23 protein-coding genes, 1 tRNA gene and 1 pseudogene are annotated in these 23405 nt (G+C 53.3%); 9 read left to right on the top strand and 16 right to left on the bottom strand.

Annotated features, from left to right (window positions below; all coding sequences use genetic code 11):
• Nucleotides 1-7: 7 nt before the first annotated feature.
• The 9 genes from K0J45_RS07490 to yejK all read right to left on the bottom strand — a co-directional run bounded on the left by K0J45_RS07490 (nt 8) and on the right by yejK (nt 8392).
• Nucleotides 8-451, bottom strand: a complete 444-nt coding sequence (locus tag K0J45_RS07490) for a nuclear transport factor 2 family protein (RefSeq protein WP_220044838.1) — start codon at nt 449-451, stop codon at nt 8-10.
• A gap of 1 nt (nt 452) precedes the next feature.
• Nucleotides 453-1901, bottom strand: a complete 1449-nt coding sequence (gene phrB, locus K0J45_RS07485; protein ID WP_220044837.1) for a deoxyribodipyrimidine photo-lyase — start codon at nt 1899-1901, stop codon at nt 453-455.
• Nucleotides 1898-2842, bottom strand: coding sequence for a YbgA family protein (locus K0J45_RS07480; protein ID WP_220044836.1), 945 nt, complete (start codon nt 2840-2842; stop codon nt 1898-1900). Before K0J45_RS07480 ends, phrB begins: the two co-directional genes overlap by 4 nt.
• 49 nt (nt 2843-2891) lie before the next feature.
• Entirely contained in the window at nt 2892-3641 is a 750-nt protein-coding gene (locus K0J45_RS07475) for a ChrR family anti-sigma-E factor (protein ID WP_220044835.1), read from the bottom strand.
• Nucleotides 3634-4272, bottom strand: a complete 639-nt coding sequence (locus tag K0J45_RS07470) for a sigma-70 family RNA polymerase sigma factor (protein WP_220044834.1) — start codon at nt 4270-4272, stop codon at nt 3634-3636. The genes K0J45_RS07475 and K0J45_RS07470 overlap by 8 nt, the downstream gene beginning before the upstream one ends.
• A 57-nt stretch (nt 4273-4329) precedes the next feature.
• The gene (locus K0J45_RS07465) at nt 4330-5049 is read right to left on the bottom strand and encodes an LON peptidase substrate-binding domain-containing protein (protein ID WP_220044833.1); all 720 of its coding nucleotides are present in this window, start codon (nt 5047-5049) and stop codon (nt 4330-4332) included.
• A gap of 277 nt (nt 5050-5326) precedes the next feature.
• Nucleotides 5327-6181 carry a M23 family metallopeptidase gene (locus K0J45_RS07460; protein ID WP_491572539.1) on the bottom strand — a complete coding sequence of 285 codons (855 nt, stop codon included), beginning with the start codon at nt 6179-6181 and terminating at the stop codon, nt 5327-5329.
• Between the two features lie 64 nt (nt 6182-6245).
• Complete coding sequence (locus K0J45_RS07455) at nt 6246-7130, bottom strand: 6-carboxytetrahydropterin synthase (protein WP_220044831.1); 885 nt, start codon at nt 7128-7130, stop codon at nt 6246-6248.
• A 230-nt stretch (nt 7131-7360) separates the two neighbouring features.
• A complete protein-coding gene (gene yejK / locus K0J45_RS07450) occupies nt 7361-8392 on the bottom strand; it encodes a nucleoid-associated protein YejK (RefSeq protein ID WP_011865271.1) in 1032 nt (343 codons plus the stop codon).
• Nucleotides 8393-8469: 77 nt separating this feature from the next.
• Here yejK and K0J45_RS07445 point away from each other — a divergent pair, with 77 nt between their 5' ends.
• From K0J45_RS07445 to K0J45_RS07435, 3 genes are all read left to right on the top strand, one after another.
• A complete protein-coding gene (locus tag K0J45_RS07445) occupies nt 8470-8685 on the top strand; it encodes a YejL family protein (RefSeq protein ID WP_011865270.1) in 216 nt (71 codons plus the stop codon).
• Between the two features lie 100 nt (nt 8686-8785).
• Complete coding sequence (locus K0J45_RS07440; protein ID WP_220044830.1) at nt 8786-10573, top strand: DUF3413 domain-containing protein; 1788 nt, start codon at nt 8786-8788, stop codon at nt 10571-10573.
• Nucleotides 10574-10738: 165 nt separating this feature from the next.
• Nucleotides 10739-10815 (top strand) — tRNA-Pro (locus K0J45_RS07435).
• Between the two features lie 320 nt (nt 10816-11135).
• Here the strand turns inward: K0J45_RS07435 and K0J45_RS07430 are convergent.
• Both K0J45_RS07430 and K0J45_RS07425 read right to left on the bottom strand, forming a co-directional pair.
• Nucleotides 11136-11492, bottom strand: a complete 357-nt coding sequence (locus K0J45_RS07430; protein ID WP_220044829.1) for a hypothetical protein — start codon at nt 11490-11492, stop codon at nt 11136-11138.
• A gap of 6 nt (nt 11493-11498) precedes the next feature.
• Entirely contained in the window at nt 11499-11948 is a 450-nt protein-coding gene (locus tag K0J45_RS07425) for a hypothetical protein (protein WP_220044828.1), read from the bottom strand.
• Between the two features lie 294 nt (nt 11949-12242).
• Between K0J45_RS07425 and K0J45_RS07420 the strand changes: the two genes are divergently transcribed.
• On the top strand, nt 12243-13094 hold the full coding sequence (locus tag K0J45_RS07420; RefSeq protein ID WP_220044827.1) for a hypothetical protein: 852 nt from the start codon (nt 12243-12245) through the stop codon (nt 13092-13094).
• A gap of 40 nt (nt 13095-13134) precedes the next feature.
• On the opposite strand, the pseudogene K0J45_RS07415 reads toward K0J45_RS07420, so the two are convergent.
• A pseudogene (locus K0J45_RS07415) lies at nt 13135-13245 on the bottom strand (phage virion morphogenesis family protein); the annotation flags it as partial.
• 345 nt (nt 13246-13590) lie between these two features.
• On the opposite strand from K0J45_RS07415, the gene K0J45_RS07410 reads away from it, so the two are divergent.
• Nucleotides 13591-15759 carry a sensor domain-containing diguanylate cyclase gene (locus K0J45_RS07410; RefSeq protein WP_220044826.1) on the top strand — a complete coding sequence of 723 codons (2169 nt, stop codon included), beginning with the start codon at nt 13591-13593 and terminating at the stop codon, nt 15757-15759.
• Nucleotides 15760-15896: 137 nt separating this feature from the next.
• On the opposite strand, the gene K0J45_RS07405 is transcribed toward K0J45_RS07410, so the two are convergent.
• Nucleotides 15897-17444, bottom strand: a complete 1548-nt coding sequence (locus K0J45_RS07405) for an alpha/beta hydrolase (protein ID WP_220044825.1) — start codon at nt 17442-17444, stop codon at nt 15897-15899.
• Between the two features lie 114 nt (nt 17445-17558).
• On the opposite strand from K0J45_RS07405, the gene K0J45_RS07400 reads away from it, so the two are divergent.
• Entirely contained in the window at nt 17559-18065 is a 507-nt protein-coding gene (locus K0J45_RS07400) for a DUF6942 family protein (protein ID WP_220044824.1), read from the top strand.
• A gap of 147 nt (nt 18066-18212) precedes the next feature.
• On the opposite strand, the gene nadE is transcribed toward K0J45_RS07400, so the two are convergent.
• Entirely contained in the window at nt 18213-19046 is an 834-nt protein-coding gene (gene nadE / locus K0J45_RS07395) for an NAD(+) synthase (protein ID WP_286670309.1), read from the bottom strand.
• A gap of 208 nt (nt 19047-19254) precedes the next feature.
• On the opposite strand from nadE, the gene K0J45_RS07390 reads away from it, so the two are divergent.
• Nucleotides 19255-20094 carry an AraC family transcriptional regulator gene (locus K0J45_RS07390; RefSeq protein WP_220044823.1) on the top strand — a complete coding sequence of 280 codons (840 nt, stop codon included), beginning with the start codon at nt 19255-19257 and terminating at the stop codon, nt 20092-20094.
• Between the two features lie 127 nt (nt 20095-20221).
• Complete coding sequence (locus tag K0J45_RS07385) at nt 20222-20872, top strand: LysE family translocator (protein ID WP_220044822.1); 651 nt, start codon at nt 20222-20224, stop codon at nt 20870-20872.
• Between the two features lie 89 nt (nt 20873-20961).
• Here the strand turns inward: K0J45_RS07385 and K0J45_RS07380 are convergent, their stop codons facing one another.
• Nucleotides 20962-21882 carry a M14 family metallopeptidase gene (locus K0J45_RS07380; protein ID WP_220045247.1) on the bottom strand — a complete coding sequence of 307 codons (921 nt, stop codon included), beginning with the start codon at nt 21880-21882 and terminating at the stop codon, nt 20962-20964.
• A gap of 248 nt (nt 21883-22130) precedes the next feature.
• On the opposite strand from K0J45_RS07380, the gene K0J45_RS07375 reads away from it, so the two are divergent.
• Nucleotides 22131-22784 carry an RluA family pseudouridine synthase gene (locus K0J45_RS07375; RefSeq protein WP_220044821.1) on the top strand — a complete coding sequence of 218 codons (654 nt, stop codon included), beginning with the start codon at nt 22131-22133 and terminating at the stop codon, nt 22782-22784.
• A gap of 87 nt (nt 22785-22871) precedes the next feature.
• Here the strand turns inward: K0J45_RS07375 and K0J45_RS07370 are convergent, their stop codons facing one another.
• Complete coding sequence (locus tag K0J45_RS07370) at nt 22872-23276, bottom strand: hypothetical protein (protein ID WP_011865258.1); 405 nt, start codon at nt 23274-23276, stop codon at nt 22872-22874.
• Nucleotides 23277-23405 lie beyond the last annotated feature (129 nt).

Below are 23405 nucleotides of genomic sequence, written 5' to 3'. Positions count from 1 at the left end.
CGGCCACCTAGTTCACGGCGCGGCGTTTGACCGCGCGAATTAGGCCACCGAGCAGCGGCAGCTGTTCATACAACATGGCGCCGACATCGAAGTAGTCCCTGTGATAGACAACCTTGTTGTCTTTGGCCCTCAGCTGAGAATGTCCCTCGACGACGATGGGCTGGCTGCCGTTAAGCTGCTTGTGCCTGAAGGTCATGGTCCAGTAGACGGCGGCTTCACCTTGTTGCTCAAACACATGCTCGATAGTGAATTCACAACTGATCACCTGGCGATAAAGACCCTGAAAGTAGCCCAGCAGGTTATCCAGCCCCTCGACGCGATGCAGAGGGTCGCAGAACACCACCTCGGGATGATAGATCTTGCGCAGCGCCTCCAGATTATCGGTACCCAGCTCGCGGTACACGGCCGTGAAGTTTTGTAACCACAGGGCGCTAGCCGTCATCTTCGTCATCCTATTCCACCTTATAAAATGCCAGGGCCCTTTGGCGCGCCGCCTTATGGTCCACTATCGGCGCAGGGTAGATCTCAGACTTGCCCTGACTCGCTAAATAGTCATGGGGGAAGTGGATCTGCTTGTCGGGCACCTCACTCAACTCTGGTAGATATTTACGGATGAACTCTCCCCGAGGATCAAACTTTTGACTCTGGGTGATGGGGTTAAAGATCCTAAAATAGGGCTGGGCATCGCAGCCCGTGCTGGCGGCCCACTGCCAGCCGCCGTTGTTGGCACTGAAATCGCCATCGATCAGCTGCTGCATGAAGAAGCGCTCGCCCTTGTGCCAGTCCACCAGCAGATGCTTGGTGAGAAAACTCGCCACTATCATGCGCAGGCGATTGTGCATCCAGCCGGTACGGCGCAGCTGTTTCATGGCCGCATCGACTATGGGGTAGCCGGTGCGCCCCTCACACCAGGCCTGAAAGTGTGCCTCGTTATTGGGCCAGGGCAGCGTCTCGTACTTGGACTGAAAGCTTCTGCCCTTGATAAGCTCGGGATAGTGAAACAGCAAATGTTTGTAGAAATCCCGCCAGATCAGCTCGTTGAGCCAGGTGAAGGCGCCGTGCTGAGTGTCGTAGATCACCTCGGGATGGCGCTGCACCAGTTGCAGCGCCAGCCAGCGCGAGCTAATCGCCCCTATGGCCAGATAAGGCGATAAGCCTGATGTCCCCTTGATGGCTGGAAAGTCGCGCCGCTCGCCATAATTGAGCAGCTTATCTTCCCAGAAATGGGGCAGCAGCTGACTCATCACCTGCTCACTGTCGGGCCAGCGGCTGGAGTCCACCAGGGGATAATCTAGGTTGATGCTTGATGATTGTGGTGTTGACTGTGGTGTTAGCTGTTGTGCTAGCTTAACCGCTGCTTGAGCATCACCGACCAATTTTGCCGGCGTCGATTTGGCCGGCGTCGGCACACACTCTATGCCCTTCGCCGCCACACACTTTAGCCAGGCCTTCTTGAAAGGGGTAAAGACCTTAAACATCTCCCCTTGCTGGTTGAGCACGCTGCCCGGCGGCAAGATGGTATCGTTTTGCCACAGGCGCAGATCGATCCCCGCCGCCATCACCTGTTTATCGCGCTCCTGCTCATCGAGCTCAGGCTCGCTGTTGGCCAGCAATAGTTTGACCCCATGGTCACGGCAGTATTCGCATAGGGCCGTCACCTGATCGCTAAAATCTGCGGCGGATAAGATGACCAGCTCGATTCCGTACTCAGCTAACTCACCTGCCATCAACTCGAGGTGACGACGAATGAGATCGGCTTTTATCGGCGCCATATCATGTTGCTGCCACTGGGTCGGGGTGGTGATAAAGAGCGCCTGTTTCATCCCGAGCCGCACCGCCTCACTCAAGGCGGGATTATCATGGAGACGGAAATCCCGTCTCAGCCACAAGAGTGCGCTCAATAGCCGTACCTCAATCTCAGCTCCTTAGGATGTGGGTTCAGATAGGCCTGCTGCAGCAGGTATTCGTTTGGAAACTCAATAAGATAATGTTTTATCAGGGTCAGAGGCACCAGGAGTGGGGACAGCCCCTCGCGATAGGCGGCGATCTCCTGGGTCAGCTCGCGGCGCTTATGCTCGTCGAGCTGACGCTTAAAGTAGCCCTGCAGATGTTGCAGCGTATTGGTGTGACTGCGACGGGACGCCTTATGTTTAAGCGCCTGCATCAGCCCCGATATATAACGCTCGCTCTGCTCCTCTAGGCCAATGTCGGCGCGGCCCAACAGACGGCCCAGCTCGCGATAGCTCTCGACATGGTGGCTCATCACCAGATACTTGTGGGCGCTATGGAACTGGATCAACTTGTGCCGGGTCAGCCCCTCGGCCTTAAGATCAAGCCACTTCTGATAGGTGAAGATGCGGGTGGTGAAGTTTTCGCGAATGATGGGGTCATTCAACCTACCATTCTCCTCACAGGGCAAGAGCGGATTAGCTTTCATCACCTGCTCGGCGAAGATGCCGACGCCGGTGGACTCTGAGCCCTTACCGTGGTGATGATACACCTTGACCCGCTCCATGCCGCAGCTTGGACTCTTGGCGCAAAACACGAAACCCGCCAGATCCTGATAGTTCTGGGCGGCCTTGGCGCCGAAGTCTTTAAGAGTCTGGGTCACGTCGCCGCTGCCATCGGGGCGCGACACGGTAATAATGTTATCCCGCACTATCTGCCTGATGGTGGGGCGCGGCACCGGCAGGCCGATGGCCATCTCGGGACACACAGGTTTAAATTCGGCAAACTCCGCCAGCTGCTCCATACAGAAGCCCGATTTCTTGTGACCTCTGTCGAAACGCACCGGCTCGCCCATCACACAGGCACTGATGCCAATCTTCAATTTCTTCTTCATGGCGCCTCCAGTTGGCAGACTCGGATTAGTACTCGAATTAGTACTCGGATTAATAGATAAAACGTCCGATTGGGTTAAGCAGCTGGCTCATCCCTTGGGTGAAACGAATGGCGTCACTCGATACCGTGAGACAGACACAGCCCTCCTCGGTCACCGGCTGATGGGTATGCTGACCGTCGAGCCAGATGAAATCGCCCTTGCGGTATTCGCCCATCTCATCGGTGAAGCTGCCCTGCAGCAGCAAGGTGATCTCGAAGCCTTTATGGGTGTGACAAGGCACGCTGCCGCCCTTGTCTATGTGCAGCAGACTCATCCTGAGATCGCCATCGTCCAGCGCCAGGCGTGAACGGGACAGCTTACCCATGCCCTGCCACTCCTTGAGGGGGATAGACTTAAGCGCGGTTGGTAGCGGGATGCGCTCACCGCCTACGGCTATCTCGGTGACGGTTTGCGGCAACTGCTGCGTATCGTCGCGCTCCAGGGCCGTGATGGCGTTAATGCAATCAGCAAACTCGTCTGAGTCGCCGAACTGGTCACAAGTATCAAAATCGTCCAAGCCATCAAAATCGTCTAAACCAGAGAAATCCTCTAAGCCAGCGACCTGAGGCTCATCTCGTAAGCCTTCTTGCCTAGACTCGCCGAAGGCGTCGATGGCGGCCTGTTCGGTGAGGGCCTGCACCGCGCGGGTACACTCGCTGCACAGCTCCACATGGCTGGCGACCAGGACGGATACCGATGCTGGCAAGGTACCTGCGACAAATTGCGCCAAAACGTCAGAAGTGGGATGGTGATTAATCATGCTGCTGGTCTCCCATCTGCTGCTTGAGTTTTGCCAGGGCGAGCCTGAGTCTGGATTTGATGGTGCCGATTGGCACGCCAAATTGCTGGGCCAGCTGCTCCTGGGAGAGTTCCTGATAGTAGACACCCTTGACCACGGCGCGCTGGGCCTCGGGCAGGCTGTCGACATAGGCCAGCATCTGCTTCTCCATCAGATGATCGGCGAAATGCAGCGGCTCTTCATCACTCTGAGTCTGCGCCTGTTCCAACGGCCAGATATCGTCACCCAGGTTCATCTCGGCCTTGGCCTTGACGCGCCTGAGCATATCGAAGGCGGCGTTGCGCATCACGGTATAGACCCAAGTAGTGGCCGCACCTTTGTCGCCGTCATAGAGGTGCGCCTTGCGCCAGACGTTACTCATGGTCTCCTGCACCAACTCGTGTGCCTGAGCCTCGTTGCCTAGCTGCTTGATACCAAAGCGTTTTATCTTGGGTGCAAAGAATTGAAACAGACGTGTAAACGCCTGCTTGTCCCTTGCATCGGCAACCCGCACCAGCCAGGTCGACAGCTCGGCGGGCACCTGCGTCTCTGGATGACTCTTGATATTCGCACTCCCTTTATCCGGGGCGCCTGCGCTAACAAATGTCTGCATCTGTACTCACGTATGACCCTTACATAAAGGCCTATACGCGGGTGAGCGCGGCGAGGATCAATTAATTTTGTCCTGACCCAAAATGAATGTATCGAGAAACGATTTTGCCTGGGGAAAACTGCCGGGCAAGATGAATTTCTCCTTCTCATTCAAAGATAAAGGCAATATCTCTAAAAAGCGAGCGCAGACCCAATCCAGCCGATTAAATTCTGGTTGCGGGTAGAGTTCGGCCAATTGTGGATGCTTGGCAAACAGGGCGCTCAGGGCAAGTCCCAGTTCGCCGCGCTTGGCACTGGCGGCAAGCGTCGGCCAATGGTCGCGGTACTGACAGCGAGCCATCAAGAGTCCATCGCCACGCACATCGAAACTGTCCAGGCTCACCAGATGGCTGGCCCTAACATCGATCACCAGCAGGCCATCTTCGCCGTGGTGAAAATCGATTATCTGCACCTTAGTGCCCCAGTCGGGCACATTGAAGTCAAACGCCTTATCGTAGCGGGCGATCACAAAGCCTCTACCTGTAGACTCGGCCGCCACGGATTCTGAAACCAAGGATTCTGAAACCAAGGATTCTGAAACCAAGGATTCTGAAACCATAGCAAGATAACGCTGCTCGAAGATCCTCAGGCGCTGCACGCCCCCCGGCAGCACAAATAGCGGCAGGGGAAAAACCGCCAGGGTCTGCTCCGCTAGCTTAGTGGGCTGCTGTTGCCGCGACTCTGTGTGACCCGCTTGCTGCGCCCCGGTAGCAGGGCTGGTTTCATGGGTGATCTTCATACTGCCTTACACGACTCTTCTATTGAAATGCTTGTTAGCGCAGAAATCTAAGCGCAGTAACTTTGCTGCTTACGATATCTGCTTGACCTATAACTTGCATACGCAGCGCCGATGAGAATCGATCACCTAAGTACCAGATGGGATACGCAAGCGAAGGATTAATAAAAAGCGGAGTTAATAACAGGAGACATGAAAAAGGCGACCCTTGGCCGCCTTCACTAATATTTCATTCCACTCTCCTTGTCAGAGAGCACTTTTCCCTACTCGCCCTACTTCCCTACTTGGCCTGTTTGGTCTGTTTGGCCTGGTTTTGACGCTCAAGCACGCTCGCCATGGACGGTACCACAGTCACGGGATCCAGTCGCACCTGGAACCAGTTGAGACGCCAGTCAAGGTGCGGCCCTGTGGCGCGTCCTGTAGCGCCCACCTCGGCAACCGGCTGGCCCTGTTTGATGGTCTCACCCGGCCTCACATACAGCTTGCTCAGATGCAGGAAGCTGGAACTCACCCCATAGCCGTGATCGATAATCATAGTGCCGCCAGAATAAAACATGTCGGGTACCGAGAGGGTCACCACCCCATCGGCGGGCGCCACCACCACAGTGCCCGTCTTAGCGGCGACATCCACGCCATAGTGAGGATTGCCCGGCTTGCCGTTATAGACGCGCTGGCTGCCATACACGCCCGAGATGCGGCCGGTCAGCGGCCAGATGAAGTCTTGAGCAAAGGCGGTCTGCCCCGAGAAGGTGGCTCTGGCCGCCTTGACCTGCTTGCTGTCTTTGGCCGCGCGCTCTAGGGCCTTAGGATCCGGCTTCATGATCTTCTTGGCGATGCCGTTGACCTTGTCTATCTTGTACTGCTTCTCGTTTATCTTGAGGGGCATAAGCTGGGTCAGGCCATCTGGGTAGATAAGTTTAAGCTCTTGATTCAGAGCGGCTTCCCGCTCGAAACCGAAGGCAAACAGCCCTTCGGGGCTGACTTTTACCGGCTCGCCGTTGAGCCATACCAGGGTTCCCGCCTGAGCCTGGCCGCGGATCAGCGCGCCCTGCTCCATCTTGCCACTCAAGTTAACCTCGGCCTTAGCGCCCACGGCACTACCAAGACAGAGTACAGCCACAACTAAGCGCAACAAGTTCAAATTCGACTCCTATCGATTCAGGCTAATAAAAAGGCTAACTAAAACGTCTGACAAACAGCTAGACGTGGCGCTCGCCTTTAGAGGCGATGGCGCCCTTACCCACGCCTTCATAGGCAATCACCTTAAATTCGCTCTCTGGGTTTTCGCTCGCCAGCGTGGTGGCGATAAAGTCTGCCAGCAGCTCTACCGTGGTGTCGTGGGGGATGATCTCGCAACGCTTCTTAGGCATGGCCAATTGGAAATCCCCCTGCGGCGCCACATAGTGGAAACCATAGTGGGTCTCATCGCTCACGCTTGTCTGCGGTGACAGGTTCAACTCATCCACCTCGACCAGGTCATCTTCGCTGCCGAGATAGATATCTTTCCAGCGGCGGGCCCAATACTCGTCCCACTTAGGCGCGGCGATACCATTTTCAAACACGTTGATCGGGCTGCGATGACCGTGGGCGATGCGCTGGCAGTTGCCATCGTGCTTCTTCAGGCCATGTGAATAGTGATAATAAGGCGTTTCATGCAGCTCATTACGCAGTGTCAGCGCAATGCCCTGCACGTTGTCGGGCAGCACCTCTTTCAAGGCTTTCTGCAAGAAGGCGTTCACGCTGTCGAAATCGATAATTTCCGTTGGGATCAGGGCAAAGGCCTGGGCAGGACAGGCAAGATGAATATCCCCCTGTAGACTGTTGAAGTCCATCCAAACACGATCGCCCTGCTGCTGCCATCTGACCTCGGCGCAGGCGGTGGGGATCAGCAGACGGTGATCGGCCACATCGTCAATGGTGTTCTTGATGGTGCGTTTCACCTTGGCAAAATCCAGCACCATGTTCTGATCGTCCAGGCCGCCATCGAGCAGCACATCGACGATCCAGCTCTCTCCCACCATGCCACGGATAGGACACAGGTAAGAAAAATCGATTACGGTTAAATCTCTAACAAAAAGTTGCATTTACGCTCCGTCGGCAGAAAAACAGTCCACCTTAATTGATCCCATCGGCAAACGGCCGGAGGACACTCTAGTTTCAACAGATAATTTCAACTCATCTGCGATATTTTAGCAAGTCGCACAGGGCCTAAGCGTTCGCCGCCTGACCATTACAGCTTATTTAAAGCATCATAAACGAAAAAAGCGTCTAACACAGACGCTTTTTTCTGGCTCTGAATAGCCCGTTAATGGGGTTATTGACCGCCCTTGAGGCGACGATCCAGCTGATCTTTCAGGTTAGCCGGCACCCCTTTGATCAAGATAGAATCTGAAATGGGGTCATAGATCACCCGCTCGCCCAGATGCTGACCGTCGAAGCTGATGGTCACGCCACCGCCGGTACCGGAGAACTTTTTCAGCTGACGCAGGGTCGGCTTATCGCCGGGAAACTCCTCTTCAAGCTCATAGTCGCCGCCCTGGGCGAAGTCGTAGAAGGAGTCCATGCCCGCATCGGCCAGTTCATCGGCCAGGTCTTTAAGCTGAATGTCGGCGCCGCTATCGACCCGCTCGGTGCAGTACTCGAACACCTTCTCGCGGCACTGCTGGCGCTCATCCTTGGTCAGCTCGCTGCTGGCCACGAAATCTTCTACCGCGTTCATCAGCGACTTGTTCTGCGCCTTGGTGTTTACCCCTTCGACACAGCCCATGAAATCGAGGAAGAAGTCCGCCACCTTACGTCCGGCGCGGCCGCGCACGAAGGAGATATACTTGAGCGAGTCCGGATCGGCCTGCCACTCGGTCAGATCGATACGGGCAGCCAGCTGCACATTGTTGAGATCCAGGTGAGTGTTTTGCGACAGCTCCATATCATCCAGAACCGTCATCGACGATTTGGCGTTGAGCAGAGAAACAAACAGGTAGTCGCTGGTCATATAGGTATAACAGGCCAGCAGCAGAAAACCGCCCTGGCTGAAGTCATACTTGGCGAGCTCTTCCTGCAGCAGTTTACCGGCCATGCCTGAGAACTCGACAAACCCAAGCTCGCCACCCAGATACTGGCTCAGGGCCTCTTTAAACTGTGGGTTGGCTTCACCATCTTCGCCGTGGGTACCAAAATGACCAAACCCCTTACCCGACTTACTGGTGTAGGTTTGATGCAGCTCTTCGAGCATGGCTTCGACGGCTTGACTATTTAGTAGCGGTTGTGGACGCAATCTACAGCTGAGCTGGCCTTCGCCATCTTGGGATATCGCGTGAATAATTGCTTGTTCGACGTTAATACTCATAAGCCTCGATAGTGATGTTGGTAGAAATCCGTTATTATATGCCGCTATTTCAAATTAAAGTGAAAAAATTTTTAAATATGGCTATCCAATCTAAATATTCAAACGCCCAGGTCGAAGCCGTTATCGCCGAGATCCTGGCAGTACTCGACAAGCACCAGGCGCCGACCGACCTCAGCCTCATGGTGCTGGGCAACTGTGTCACAGATCTGCTGCTACGTAAGGTGCCTGAAGAAGCGCGCGCCCAAGTGGCCGAGCAGTTTGCCAAGGCGCTGACCCAGTCGGTAAAAAGCTAACACTAACGGCTAAAAAAGCGGTTTTTGTTCGCAAAAAACTGGCCAATCCGCCTTAAAAAAAATTAAGATAGACAAGTATTTCAACAAATAACGGATCCCTATGATCGAGCGTAAAAAAGAGATGGGCCGTGATCGTGTGTCACGCTTAGTCAGTTGGGGGCATTGGTTTGCCTTCTTCAACGGCTTCTTGGCGATGATAGTCGGCGTCCGTTATATTGAAACCGTCGGCGCGCCCGAGTCTTGGATTGGCTGGGGTTACCTGGCCATCAGCACCCTGGGCCACTTTAGCTTCCTCGCCTTCATCGTCTATCTGGTGGTGCTGTTTCCCATCACCCTACTGCTGCCCTACTCCAAGATATTGCGCGGGCTCGCGGCCTTTGCCGCCACCCTTGGCCTGTGTATCTTGTTGTATGACACCCTAATTTACGACGACTATGGTCTGCACCTTAGTCCATTTGTGTTCGACATCGCCTGGGCCGATCTCAACGCCCTGCTGCAAGGCACCTCTTATATCGTCACGCCGCTAGGGATCATCATCCTGGAGCTGACCGCCGCCAACTACCTGTGGAAACGCATAGAAAAGATCCGCAAGTCTAACTACGGCCCTAAGGTGGTGTTGGTTATCGGCCTCTGTTTCGTCAGCAGCCACCTGATTCATATCTGGGCCGACGCCGCCGATATCACAGAGATCACCCGCCTGGATGACGCCTATCCGCTCTCCTATCCTGCCACAGCACGCTCCTTCATGGAGAGCCATGGCATAGAGAAGAGCAGCAAGGCACAAGACCCAAGCAAGCTGCAACCGAGTCTCAACTACCCAATATCGCCGCTGCAGTGTAGCGCCGACCCAGAGCTCAACATCTTGATGATCGCCATCGACGGCTTCAGGGCCGATCTGGTAGACAAAGAGACCATGCCCTTCCTGTACGAATACGGCAAACACAACCATGAATTTAAGCAGCACCTGAGCGGCGGCAATATGCACAACAGTGGCATGTTCTCCCTACTCTACGGCCTGCAGGGTAGCTATATCGCCGCCAGCGATCTCAGCTATCGCTCACCCGTGTTCACCCAGGAGCTGGCCAAACAGGGCTACGCCCTGGCGCGTTTCGCTCCTGAGACCAGCAATATCGAGCCACAGGCCATCTATCAGGATATGACCTCGCACATTCAGCCGCTCACCAACGGCGTGGCCGATGCCGATATTCAATCCATCGACAGCTTTAACCAGTGGCGCATGCAGCAAGACAAGCCTTGGTTTGCCCTGCTCAACCTGCAGAGCCCTGACAGCTACGACACCCCAATCGGTTTCCTGGGTATCGAGACGGTGAAGCCGAGCGCGCCGCTCAAGCCGGCGCAGAAGGTGCTGTTCAACCAATATCGTCAATCACTCAACTTTGTCGACAAGCAGCTGCAAAAGCTTATCGAGCGCCTACCGGCCAGCACCTTCGTGATGGTCACGGGCGTGTCGGGCAAGGTGTTTACCGGCGACAACGACAACCAGCGTGGCAACCTGTCTCCGGCCAACGTGCATGTGCCTTTGATCATCCACTGGCCCGGCATGGAGTATGACAAGACGGTCACCTACCCCAGCAGCCACTACGGCGTGGTGCCGACCCTGATGACTCAGCTGCTGGACTGCACTAACAAGCCGAGCGACTACAGCGCCGGGCGCAACATACTGCAACCCCAAAGCGAGAACTGGACCTATATCGGTGACAACCTGGTGTTTGGTATCTATCAGGAAGATGAGATCACAGTGATCGACAGACACGGCAAGTACCGTATCTATAACCGTGACTATAGCCAGCGTCTGCGCAACAAGAAGATCAGCGCGCCCGAGCTGATCCAGGTGATGCGCGAAGGACGACGCTTCTACAATCACTAGAAACTTGAGTCATTAAGCACCAAGTACTTAGGTTGAGCCGCCAGCGACTATAAACTAGCCAGTCGATCGGGCTCAACCGCCGAAACACTTGCACAGGGGCAAACGACTTGATAAAGTTCAGCCTGTTCGAAGCAGACCCCAAGTCTTTGCTGCTTTGGATAAAATCGGTATGTAGCGCAGCCCGGTAGCGCACTGTCATGGGGTGTCAGGGGTCGGAGGTTCGAATCCTCTCATACCGACCAAATACTAGAAAAGCCAGCTGACAAGCTGGCTTTTTGCTGTCTGGGATTTACTGTTTCCACAGTCCTTTGCCTCAATAGCAACATGCCATCCACGCCTGAAAATTGGTAAGCCGACTTAATGAACAAAGCCTCACACTGCCGATACCGAATATCATCGATATTGAACCAACAAGCAAAAGGCACAGGCTGCTCAGGGTGACAAAGCCTATCGCAAAGGCTCTCGTTTATATTTAGTAGACATAAAACAGGCACTCTCAATTCGATTGGAGTACCCATTTAGACGAAGGTGACTTGGCTAGCGGATTGGAAAGGTTTCGGTATTACTGGCTTGGTACTAATATCTCTTTGAACTTCCTTCTTGCATTTTTTACTTGCACTTCATCAATCATAGAGTCGGCATCTAAGTTGAAAGCTACATTAACAAAAGCAACTAATGCCTTAGTGGGAATATGAAATTCATCTGGTATGCGAAAATCGATATATCCATCATTTTGTTTAGAAAACTCAATGGAGTGTAATATCGCTCTTATTTGATCTGCAAAAGATGGACGTTTTGAATTAATCAACATGTAATCTATCTCTGAAGTAGTCTCTACTTCTGCATTAATTGCATCTATACCAAGCTGATTTAATGTTTCACTTATAGATGGGTAATATCTTGAGTCAAAACCTCCCACTGTAGACTATAGTTTCTCTTTCAAATACATTTGAAACTCATAGTTCTGTGGAGCGGATTCAGCAACAAGCTGAAAAACAGAGTAATAAGTACCACTAGTGAAGGATGAGTACTCTTGAATTTCACTTCTTTTATCTATTAATTCCGCAAGTTCAAATGCCAACTTGCCAATTTTTTCATTGATGCTCTGTAATTCTTTATACTCTCTCCTTACTTTCAGAGCCTCTTCAGGTTCAGTAAGTGCCACGCTATCAATAACCAAATCAATGAACCGATTAATTTGTGGTTTAGATAGTTGGTCATACATAGCTTGAATATGAGGTGATATCTCAGCATATCGAGTTAATATAGTACCAATAATATTGATATCTCGCTTAGAACCTAGACCATTTTCTCTTTCACTCATTAAGTGCTCTAAGTATTGTTTAGCATTAAGCTCATCTGTAACTGTATTCATACTCTCTACCTAGTCAATTGATTCAGATTAAATCTTAAGGCTTCAAGACACAGGAAAGCCAATCTTAAACATGTTATTATTTCGGAGTTTAAGATTACGATACTCAATCAAACCACGTTCCCCCCTCCCCCCCAATTATACCGTCCTTAAATTGTTTAACCCATTTTACTTTGAGCATGCAGTTAGTTGCGCGACAAAAGCTTAAATCGCAGCTGAGACGTTTTTAGGTTTTGATATGCTTTGACTGACGACGTAGAATCATGAACATCCATTTTGTCCCCCCAAGGAAGGCACATGACAACCAATCACTCAAAGCAAGAGCAAGACGCTATCCAACAGCAAATTAGACCCGATGTGGACAAAGACTTCTCGTTTAAGTGGTTAATCATTCTGCTTGCCCTACTAGGTGCATGTATTCTTGCGCTCTATTTCATGAACTTCAGCGGTGGCTGGGGTAATCAAGCTGACTTTGGCGCTTTCGGTGACTATGTTGGGGGAGTGCTTAACCCAGTTCTAGGATTTGCTACTGTTGGACTACTTATTTGGTCACTTAAAATGCAACGCGATGAGCTATCCCTGTCTCGGCAAGAGCTAGCTTTAACCCGTCAAGAACTGGCTGAGACTAAAGAAGAAACAGCGCTGAGTCGCGAAGCCTTACAAACCCAAGTCACTCATATTAAAACTGAAGCCAAGCTTAGCGAGCTGACAAGATTACTTGACCGTTCACAAATAAAAATTGAAGCAATGTTAGCTGAATCGTTTCCCTTACAATCCTATACTGGTTCGTCAGGAAAACTTATACATTTAGCCGGAACCTATAGTTCAATACTTAGCTATAGACTTAAAGAACTAAAGCAGAGTGAGCGGGATGCTTTAACTAAAGCCGCTTTAAGCAGTGACTATATTTGCTTTCAAATAGCTCAGTTAGAGTGCGAAATCTATCTCTTCGCAGCTCTTTCATTAAAATATTATGAAATAAACCAAAGTCCAGAGTTCGCTAAAGCATATTTATCAGATGCCTTGGAGTTTCTTCTATCTATAAGCTTTATAAAAAATGAAGAAAGAAACAAAAATTTTGTTTTAAAAATTAAAAATATTTTAGGTGATATAGTTTTAACCGAGATTCCCCTATCTCAAGAGTCATAATTCATAGAAGATAGTTGACCATGACCTCCAACACCGACTGTTAATCCTTTGGTGATAACCCCACGTGAGGACGGGCAGGTATAGCCGCTGGGCCAGCTGGCATATCGTTGGTACCACCAAAATGATGGATGGCGGCATAGATTTCGTTGCAGCCTACTTCGCTCCAGAAGTCTACGCTTTAACTGAAAGCCAAATTACCGGGGCTCAACTACTGTATATCTCACCTATACCGAGTAGCAAAAAAGTGTTCCCTAACGCGAACAAGCAGCGCCTGCAACCACAAAAGAGTGATAAGAAACATTTGGTTAGCATTTAACTTGGGATTCCCTTACACTCCTATTTAAGCGTGCCAGTATCAATATAGGCCTTGAAAAAGGGTCAGAAGCGACCGATGAAAGCCTATTCAGGTCGCGGACTGAGAGCATCCGCTGTGGCAATTCTGTCAGCATTTTCTGCATCAACTGCGTCGTCAATGAAAGATTAGGGAAGAAAGTAATTGATCAATAAGAATCACCTTGGGTTCGCCTTGCTACTGGGTCTACTGGGCTTGCTGGTCAACCTGGCACCTATTCCCCTGTTTGGTAACCAACAGCTGATCATTGGTAACCTCTTCTTCGTGATCGTGGCCATCTTCCTCGGCCCCTGGTATGCCCTGCTAACCTCGCTGCTTTGCGCCACCGGCCTCTATATTGCCTGGGACAGCTGGCACATGTTCCTGCTGTTCCCGTTAGAGGCGTTGTGGCTGGGCTATGCGCGGCGCAAAGAGTTCTACACCCTGTATGCGGACATCACCTTCTGGCTCTTGCTAGGCATGCCGCTCTTCTATCTATACGCCAATCTGGTGTTTCAGATGCCCAACAGCTACATGACCTTTATCACCCTCAAGCAGGGAATTAACGGCATGCTCTATACGGCGCTCGGCGCCATCTGCGTCACTATGCTGCCCAGCCAGCTGCATATCGACGGCAAGCTGATGAATAAGAAGCGCAAGAGCTTCAACGCCCAGCTCACCTACACCTTTACCCAGGTGTTGACCCTGGCCCTGTTGGTATCGGCGCTGATCTTCAACAACAACTCCATCGATCAGCAGCAGCGGGATGTGAAGCTCAACCTGGAAGACTCGGCGGCCCACCTTGGCAAGGCCACAGAAAGCTTTATCGAGGGGCATATCAGCGCCATAGACAACGCGGCGCGCTGGTTGAGCCTGTCTAACTATGATGCGGCCCAGTGGCAGAGCCTGTTATCTAAGCTGCACCAGAGCTACCCATTTTTTATCTCTATGCTGATAGCCGATGACAAGGGGCTTATCTCGGCGGCCAGCCCCATCTCACGCCTGGGCAAGGAGACAGTTCAAAACAAAGATCTCAGCATCAGCGACAGGCACTATTTTCAGGAGGCCTTCTACAATCAGCTGACCTTTATCTCTCCGGCCTTCCTCGGGCGGGGGTTTGGTACCGATCCCATAGTCGCCATCAGCGCGCCGCTCTATTCCAAGGACAACCCGGTCAGCCCCATAGGGATCATCGAAGGCTCGCTGAACCTTACAAAGTTCGCCAGTATCGATGAGCGCAACCGCGAGTTTAACGAGCAGGCCATGGTGCTTACCGACGAGAACGGCCTGGTGATCTACGCCTCTGAGATGCTCGACCTGGCACCATTGACCCCGCTTAAGGTCTCCACCTCGGGGCAGCGCTATCGCACCAGCCTGAACATGATCAACTTTCGCAATCTCGACAGCTTTAACCCTGAGTTCGCCTACGCCAAATATGTGCTGAAAAATGGCTGGTCACTCTATGTGGTGATGCCCTTCTCGCCGCTGGTGAAGCAGGTGGAGCAGCAGTACCTGACCACCTTCAGCCTGCTGTTTATTGCCTTCATCATCACCATCTTGCTGATCAAGGTGATCAGTAATCGCCTGACTCAGCCGCTTGAGACCATCGCCAAGAAATTTAGCCAGTGGGGCATGGCCGAACATCAGGATGAAGCGATGGCAGACACCACGCCCCAGGAGATCTACGCCCTCTCCAGCAGCATTCAGAAGAGTAAGCAGGAGCTGATCAGCTACCAGCTGGAGCTGGAAGAGAAGGTGGCAATGCGTACGGTTGAGCTGGAAGATGCCAACCTCAAGTTGCAGGCGCTGGCAGAGCGCGATGAGCTGACTCAGCTGTACAATCGTCGCTACGTGGAAAATCATTTCGGCAATATTCACGACATGTGCAAGCGCAGCTATGCGGCGCTGGCGTTCTGCATCATAGATATCGACCACTTTAAGAAGATCAACGACACCTATGGCCACCAGATAGGCGATAGCGCTCTCATCGCCCTGGCCGAACTGATGAAGCAGTTCTTTAAGCGGGACACGGATATTGTCTCTCGCTATGGCGGTGAAGAGTTTTTGGTGGTGCTGCCCCAGTGCAACGCCCTGCAGGTAGAGCAACACCTGAATCAGTTTAAGGAACTGGTCGCCGAGCATCAGATTGAGGTGCCGGGCCAGGCAGCGATCAGCCTGACCGTGAGTATCGGCGCGGTGATCAGCAATGCCGGCTACATGAACGACATAGATCACTGGTTTAAGATGGCCGACCTTAACCTCTACGAGGCCAAAGAGAATGGTCGCAACCGGGTGATCTGTTCCCTGCTGTCGGCCGAAGATCAGCTAAGCTAACGCCGGATTTAACTTATGTTTTTTGGCTCACGCAGTTTTAACTTACGCGCTTTTAGCCCCTAAGCTTTTTAACTTAGGCTTTTTTACCGAGCCAGGCCTTCTGTTAACGAGCCAAGCCTTGCCGCGTTGGCAACAGACTAGTTTGAAGGCGTAGCATTAGCCCCTTGGCGCGCCTGGATAAAGCTATCCACCCGCTCTAACAGGTAAGGGAAGAAAGGATTCCATTTCTGCCTGAGCACCTCTGCTGCCGACACCCCCAGCACGCCGCGCTCCCCCCGGGTAGCTGCCGCCCCAATCTGCACCCTGTGACTCCCCTTCACGAACGCCGTGCCATACAGGTTATCGCCCGCGGGATAAGGCAGAGCCACATGGGAGAGCGAATAGATGCCCGCCGGCCAACTGAGCCCTAAGGGTTGGTGGACAACCACTTTCCCTGGCCGATATCTGTTAGCTTCGGCCTCGTCGAGACTCTTTAGCGGCTCGTTTTGTGACGGCTCGCTTTGCGCAATCAACTCCTGCTCTCTCTCCTGATTCCGCTCCGAAACAGCTTGGCGATTCTGCACCAGAGTCAGATCGAATCTTGGTGCATCGAGACTGAGTGAAGGCAACAAGGCGGTCAGCGGATCGCTCACCACTAGGGCCAGACTCAGGGGTTGGCGGTTGATATCAAACAGCACCAGCTGATGCTGTTTCGAAGGCAGACGCCCATAGAGATTACTCACCACTGCCGGGGTCGAGACAGTAGCGTCGGCTACCGACTGAAAGGTTAAGATGTCGGCCAGCTCGGCCAACTGCTCTAGGGGCATCGCCTGCATCAGCTGTTGATTGCGCTCTGCCAGCTGATAGACCACATCGCCGGCATTGACGGCGAAGGAGTTGTATTTAAAGGGATCGTACTCGGTCTGAATCGAATTCCAACTCAGCTTCTCTAGCCCCAATAGCCGCCCTAACCTGTCCTGCCACTTGGCACCGGCCGCCACCGGCGACAGGCCTATGGCCGGCGAGAGGAAGATCATGCCGCGGTAACTCAGTGTCGAATTATGCGCGAGCCGCTCGAGCTCATGGTTTAACGCCAGCGCCGCACCGGTGGAGAATGCCACCACATAGAGCGGCTTATCACCCAGCTGCTGCTTAAGATGCTTGGTCGCCAGCTCCACCGCCCTGGCCATCTCCTGCCACTTAAGCTCCACCAAGCCAGAGGGTATGGTGCCGTGGCCCGGCAATCTTAGCCCCAGCAGGTGGGCACGCCCCTTAAAATGCTCGGCAAAGTGCGACAAGGCATAGGGAGAGTCTGACATGCCGTGCAGCAACAGGACCCCAAACTCGGCATCTGGCTTGGCCCACTCATAGCTGCGATTCCAGGCCTTAGGCCAGTTGTCTGGGTCGGCAAAGCTGCCATGCCAATAGCGATTGAGGGGCTGATCCAGGTGTTGGGTGCGGCTATAGATCTTACTCTCCACCTCCTCGAACAGCTTGGCCTCCAGCGCCTGATAGGCAGGGAAATCGTCTACCTCGCTATCGAGGCGAAACTGATGCTCGAGCATGGTCGAGTGCCAGATGGACAGGTCGGGACGGGCATTTAAAAACCAGACCCCAAAGGCGAGCGCGGCCGCGACAATGCCGAGACAGGCATAGGTGACGGCGATGGAAAGATGTTTTGTCGAGTGAATGAGCAATGTTTTCATGAGAAATGACCGCTAGGCTCCATGTGCGCGCTCACGCGCTGCAAGTCCGTTTACCATTAACATACACGGCTTTATTGCGTAAACTCCAGCCCCAAAGCCCAAGGAATGAATAATATGTCTAAGAATGTGAAGCCCTTAGGGCTGGATGGCGCCAAGCGCTGCTTTTATCTGCCAACGCCTCCCCTTCTGCCTGCCGACTGGCAGGATGCCCAGCCAGCCGACTTAAATAAAGCTGACTCAGAAATAACTAGCTTAAATATAGGCAGTTTAGAGAGCCTGATCGCCCTCAACGGCAATAACTGGCGCAAGATCTTAGTGATCATGGCAAAACTGAGCGCGCCGGACGACGACTGGCGCGGCTACATGGATAAGCTATTACAGCGCGACGAGCAGATACGCTTCGGTGCCGATACCCTCTCCCCCCAGGCCAAGGAACATTATGTCTGCGGCCAGCAGAGCGCCATCGCCCTGGGCTTAACACCTTTGAATGAGCCCAAAACCTTTACACACCAGCAAGAGAACGGTAATCAAATCTACCTGCTGCCCTATCTGGATTATCGCCAGTGCCCCAACGCCCTGATAGCTGACTTGCGAGAGCTGCGAGACTCGCTCGTCGGTTAGCCCTCAAGCCCAACCGTCTCCAGTGCTCAAGGAGATAAAAAAGGATTTGCATCAGGCAGAGCGGCCTCACCAAAGAAAAAGGCGCCCGAGGCGCCTTTATCGATTCTGTTTCCTGTGACTCATTCAGCAAGATGAGTCATGGCGGCGCTAGTCGTATAGCGTCGGGATAGGCTTACGCTTGTGCTGGGTCGCGTTGTAGATGGCGATCAGACGCGCCTCGACCGCAGCCTCCACCGGCTTACCTTCGAGGAAATCATCTATCTGATCATAGGTCAGGCCCAGGGCGACCTCATCTTCGAGCTGTGGCTTGTCACACTCGAGATCCGCCGTCGGCGCCTTATCGACCAGTACGCTAGGTGCGCCCAGTGCCGCCGCCAGCTGACGCACCTGACGCTTGCTCAGACCAAACAGCGGCGCCAGATCGCAGGCACCATCGCCCCACTTGGTGTAGAAGCCGGTGATATTCTCGGCGCTGTGGTCGGTGCCCACGACTAGGCCACCGGTAAGTCCAGCGATCTCATACTGGGCGATCATACGCATCCTGGCCTTCACATTACCCTTCACAAAGTCCACATTACTGTGTGGATGAGAGATGACGCCAGCCACTTCGAGGCCCGCCAAGGTTTGATGATGGATCCCTTCGACCCCTTCACCTATGTTAACCGTTACCAGCTTGCTAGGCTGAATGAACTGACAGGCCATCTGCGCCTCATCTTCATCCTTCTGCACCTTGAAGGGCAGACGCACCGCGATAAACTGATAACTGCCTTCATATTCGCCTTCGCTGTTCAGCTCATCCACCGCCAGCTGGCACAGACGGCCCGCCAGTGAGGAGTCTACCCCACCGCTGATCCCCAGCACTAGACTGGTGGCACGCGCCTCTTTGAGTTTCGCTTTGATAAAGGCGATACGTCTTTGCACCTCATATTCCACCTCAATATGCGGCTGCACCTTCATTTCACGTATGATCTGTCCTTTCACTGGTCCGACTCCACTTAGGTTAACTGTCAGCATGATTCTAAGCTGACCATTATGAGCCAATTCCTCGGGAAATTCACGACCTAAGCTCACCCCAATCCAATAAATGGGTCGAGAGGCTGCAATTATTTACTAGTCAGGGGAAAACGCCCTGATCTACACTGGCTAATCAGACGATCGGACGGTCCGATCAGGAGTCAAGCGAAGCGGGATGATGGCAACAAGCGCGGTAGAGAAGATAGATTATTGGCAGGCGAGCATCTTGAAAGAGATGGAGCTGAGCCGCGCGCAATTTACCCATTTTGCCTTCGAGAAACATGTGCATCTGGACTACCACATAGGCGTGGTCAGCCATGGCGGCCAACGCTATCATCACAGGGGCAGCGAGTACCGCCTGACGCCGGGCAACATATCCACCCTGAATCCGGACGAGAGCCACAACGGCCAGAGTATCGCCGATGACGGCTATGAGGCGCTGGTGATGTCTCTGCCCACCAGCTATGTGCAGCAGGTGGGCGAGTCGCTCAACCAGGGCGAGCTCTACTTCAGCACGCCTATCCTAGACGACCCTAAGCTGAGAGCCTATTTCATCCGCCTCCACAGCCAGCTTACCCTGCATCAGGCCAACATCACGCCGCTGGAGGCGGAGACCTTGCTGCTCGGTTTTATCAGCGAGCTGTTTTATCGCCATGGCAAGCTGCGTAACCTGCCGAGCAGTCAAGCCAGGTTAAGCGGTGCCCAGCTTGACAATATCAAACAGCAGTTCCATCAAGGGCTGGATCAGGAGTTCGAGCTGGAGCAGCTAGCGCTCTCCGTCGGCCTGAGTAAGTTTCAATTCTTGCGTCAATTCAAGGCGGCCACCGGCATGACGCCCCACGCCTACCTGAAACGCCTGCGGCTGGAATATGCCAAGAAGGCGCTGATGCGGGGCGACAGCGCCATCAGCACCGCCTATGACTTAGGTTTCTTCGATCAGAGCCATTTCAATAAGGCGTTCAAGCGCGCGTTTTTGATCACCCCGGCCCATTTTCAGAAACGAGTCACCCCCTGATAGGTTAGCCCAGAGGCAAAAACATCTAACCTAAAAGCAAACGCGCAATATTTTACAATCCCGGCGCCGCGGATAGGCTTACTATGGCAACATCGATTTAAATTCAACGCGTGAGAGCTCAACACAGATGGAATTACAGCTGCAACTGCTTTTCTCTTTGGCCGTCATACACACGGTCGCCCTGGCAAGCCCAGGCCCGGATTTCGCCTTGGTGGTCAGGCTGGCCGCCCAGGAGCACAGACGCACGGCTGTCGCCGCCGCATTGGGCCTGGCGGTAGCCATCACGCTACACACGCTACTGAGCCTCACCGGGGTGAGCCTTATCATCAAGGGCTCTCCTAACCTCTTCATGGCGGTGCAGCTGATTGGCGCCAGCTACCTGGGCTGGATGGGTATAGGCGCAATACGCTCCGCCATCGCCCACTGGCGCGATGAGGCGCATCTGAATGGGGCCACTAAGGCCGGTCGTGGGCTCGGTGCGGCTCAGGGCTTCATGCAGGGAGTCTCCACCAACCTGCTCAACCCCAAGGCACTGGTGTTTTTCATCACGCTGTTCTCGACCCTGATCACACCTGAGGTGACCCTGAGCACTAAGGTGGCCGCCACCGCCATGATGTTCGCCCTCTCTTTGGGGTGGTTTAGCCTGATCGCCCTGGTGCTGTCTCATCCCAAGATGCAGCTCAAAATGAAAAGAGCAACCCCACTGATCAACCTGTTGACCGGATTGCTCTTTATCTTCGTCGCCGGGATCATTCTCACCGGCGCCCTCGGCCGTTAAACCCTCGCCCGTGAAGACCTTGACCGTTAAGCCCTCGGCCCTCAAGACAGCTGCGCTGGGGCTCACTCGGGTGAAGCTGATTGACTAGCTCAGCCCTGGCTGCGGATATAATCCAGCGCCGAGCTTACCGCCATCACCTGAGCCTGAATGCAGTTTTCATCGTCCACCAACGGACTGTCTGGATAGACCTCTGTGGTGGTGTTGTATCTGGCATCGCTAAAGCCACTGCACAGGCCCAGCGCCTTGGTCGCATAGTTGATCACTCCAAACTGAGTGATGGGCTCACCTATCAATCGTCCCTGGTCATCGGCCGGTGCGATATGGGTCACCTTGCCCACGGCCGCTATGATGGCCGCCTGCATCTCATCGTTAGGGTTCTCGCTATCACCCACCAGATAGAAACCGTCGGGAATATTCCAGTTAGTCTGCACCTTGGCATCTCTTGCAGCTAAAGCTGGGCGAAACTCGCTGTTATCTGTATCAGTGGTCTCATGCAGGTCGATATGCGCCATCAAGGGCAGGTTAAAGCTCGCTACCCACTGCATCAGGGCGCGGGACTCCTGAGCCGGGCTGTCGGCATAGAAGGAACGGTTAGGGTCAATCGCCTCGGGATTCCAGCGATTGATGGTCTCATAGCCCCAAGGGCTGACACAGGGGGCGACCAGGATATTGAAATCCTGGCTGTACTCACTTGCCTTGGCGATTAAGAAACGTAGCGCGCCCTGCACGCCACTGGTCTCGTAGCCATGTACGCCGCCGGTAACCAAGATAGTGGGCTTGGCCTGGTCCCAGTCGCGGGATTTGAAACCATAGAGCGGATACTGGCCCTCGGCATAGTTAAGCTCGCCATATTGCTGCGCCTCGAAGCTCTCGCTCACCTGGCTGAACTTGCTCAGCACCTCCTGCTCATAGGAGCGTTTCTTCTGCTGCGCGGCGCGCCACTTTGCCTTTTCCGCCTCGCCCCAGGGCTTACCCGCCTCGCCAATCCAATAACCTTGTTGCTCTGTCATCTTATCTTCCATCTTGTTCTCTGCCTCGGCCAAGCCGCCCTTTGTTGGCGGGGCCACATTCCCCCATGATACCTAAACTCGGCGTGCCTGTGAGCAAGCTTAAGAAAATTCAACTCGCCAGGCTTTGTAAACCCAGCCGTAAAATCGCAGCCAAGGTGAAATGAAAGAGGCCAAGAGGGTCGCAAACCGATGCCCATAGGATAGGCAGGACCGGGATTCTTTGTTAGGATCGCCGCCGAGGAGAGACGATGAAAATTTTTAGTTACCAGCCCCCGGCTATTCCCTGGCTCGATATACGCTACCAAGATCGCGACATCATCATAATCAACAAGCCATCTGGCCTGTTGTCCAATCCCGGCCGCGCCGCGGAGACTCATGACTGCGCCATCAACCGTCTGTTGCAGCGTTTTCCCGAAGCCATCCTGGTGCACAGGCTCGACTGCGCCACCTCTGGCATCATGGTGTTCGCCCTCAACAAGAAGGCCGAGTCTCACCTCAAGACCCAGTTTCAAAACCGCACCACAGAAAAATATTATGTGGCCGAGGTCGCGGGCCTGATGAGCCAGGACAGTGGCAAGATAGAGTTGGCGATGAAGCCTGATAGCGAGCAACCGCCGCTACAGAAGATTGCCGAGGATGGCAAACCGGCGACCACCTATTTTGAGGTGCTGGAACGGCGCAGCAACAGCACACTGGTGAAGCTCAAGCCGATCACGGGGCGAACCCACCAGCTCAGGCTACACATGAAGGCGCTGGGGCACACCATACTGGGTGATGATTTCTATGGCGACGAAGCCATTATTGCCGCCGCGCCGCGCCTGCACCTGCATGCCGAGCACCTGAGTATCACTCATCCCTACAAGCAGACCAGACTGAGCTTCTCGAGTCTGCATCCCTTCTAAAGCCTTTGCTTTTCTGGAATGACGACTCTCAGGAGTAGTAAAAGCTAGACACAAAAAAGGCGCCTATCTGGCGCCTTTCTTCTTAGCTTATGCCGCGCGTTTGGCGGTATAGAAGCATTCACTGCTGTTGCAAAATTGCAGGTTGTTGTCGTCGGAGAGCAGGAAATATTCGCCGAACAGGTTACCACCGAGATCTTCAAGCTTGAGGCCATTATCGAGTCTAGTTGCCTGCATCTCATCAAAACTATGGCAACCATCGTTATACCAGGTCTCTAGAAACAGCTTATCGCCTTGACGATAAAGGGTGATCTTGTCGCCCAGAGAGGGGCGCTCATCTATCCACTGGCCAATAATTTCGCGTGTTTCCATATCTTGCTCCTGCCAACGTAAACGTTTGCGCTTTTCGACAACCGACATTTCGATAACTTGAAGTAATGACTGTGAACCGTTAGCACTGGCATTGCCTAACATTACCCTTAGCTCAGAACTCATATTTATTTAACCTCTAAATTACCGCAAATGTTACAGCATTGTGAAAAAGCAACCATAAACCAACAAGTTAAACCGACTTGTCGTCTCCTTTGTGTGAAATTGTAACCTAGAGCGGAAATAAAAACGCGA

The organism is Shewanella alkalitolerans (genome assembly GCF_019457575.1).
Taxonomy (GTDB): Bacteria; Pseudomonadota; Gammaproteobacteria; order Enterobacterales; family Shewanellaceae; genus Shewanella; species Shewanella loihica.
This window is presented reverse-complemented; position numbering and strand designations above follow the sequence as displayed.

Bases quoted from the DNA above. Each gene is read 5' to 3' on its own strand.
- K0J45_RS07475 (WP_220044835.1), bottom strand. From the start codon at position 3,641: ATGATTAATCACCATCCCACTTCTGACGTTTTGGCGCAATTTGTCGCA.
- K0J45_RS07385 (WP_220044822.1), top strand. From the start codon at position 20,222: ATGGAATTACAGCTGCAACTGCTTTTCTCTTTGGCCGTCATACACACG.
- K0J45_RS07420 (WP_220044827.1), top strand. From the start codon at position 12,243: ATGACAACCAATCACTCAAAGCAAGAGCAAGACGCTATCCAACAGCAA.
- K0J45_RS07380 (WP_220045247.1), bottom strand. From the start codon at position 21,882: ATGACAGAGCAACAAGGTTATTGGATTGGCGAGGCGGGTAAGCCCTGG.
- K0J45_RS07375 (WP_220044821.1), top strand. From the start codon at position 22,131: ATGAAAATTTTTAGTTACCAGCCCCCGGCTATTCCCTGGCTCGATATA.
- K0J45_RS07405 (WP_220044825.1), bottom strand. From the start codon at position 17,444: ATGAAAACATTGCTCATTCACTCGACAAAACATCTTTCCATCGCCGTC.
- K0J45_RS07440 (WP_220044830.1), top strand. From the start codon at position 8,786: ATGATCGAGCGTAAAAAAGAGATGGGCCGTGATCGTGTGTCACGCTTA.
- K0J45_RS07370 (WP_011865258.1), bottom strand. From the start codon at position 23,276: ATGAGTTCTGAGCTAAGGGTAATGTTAGGCAATGCCAGTGCTAACGGT.
- K0J45_RS07490 (WP_220044838.1), bottom strand. From the start codon at position 451: ATGACGAAGATGACGGCTAGCGCCCTGTGGTTACAAAACTTCACGGCC.
- K0J45_RS07400 (WP_220044824.1), top strand. From the start codon at position 17,559: ATGTCTAAGAATGTGAAGCCCTTAGGGCTGGATGGCGCCAAGCGCTGC.
- K0J45_RS07480 (WP_220044836.1), bottom strand. From the start codon at position 2,842: ATGAAGAAGAAATTGAAGATTGGCATCAGTGCCTGTGTGATGGGCGAG.
- K0J45_RS07465 (WP_220044833.1), bottom strand. From the start codon at position 5,049: ATGAAGATCACCCATGAAACCAGCCCTGCTACCGGGGCGCAGCAAGCG.
- K0J45_RS07445 (WP_011865270.1), top strand. From the start codon at position 8,470: ATGGCTATCCAATCTAAATATTCAAACGCCCAGGTCGAAGCCGTTATC.
- K0J45_RS07425 (WP_220044828.1), bottom strand. From the start codon at position 11,948: ATGAATACAGTTACAGATGAGCTTAATGCTAAACAATACTTAGAGCAC.
- K0J45_RS07455 (WP_220044831.1), bottom strand. From the start codon at position 7,130: ATGCAACTTTTTGTTAGAGATTTAACCGTAATCGATTTTTCTTACCTG.
- K0J45_RS07470 (WP_220044834.1), bottom strand. From the start codon at position 4,272: ATGCAGACATTTGTTAGCGCAGGCGCCCCGGATAAAGGGAGTGCGAAT.
- K0J45_RS07390 (WP_220044823.1), top strand. From the start codon at position 19,255: ATGATGGCAACAAGCGCGGTAGAGAAGATAGATTATTGGCAGGCGAGC.
- yejK (WP_011865271.1), bottom strand. From the start codon at position 8,392: ATGAGTATTAACGTCGAACAAGCAATTATTCACGCGATATCCCAAGAT.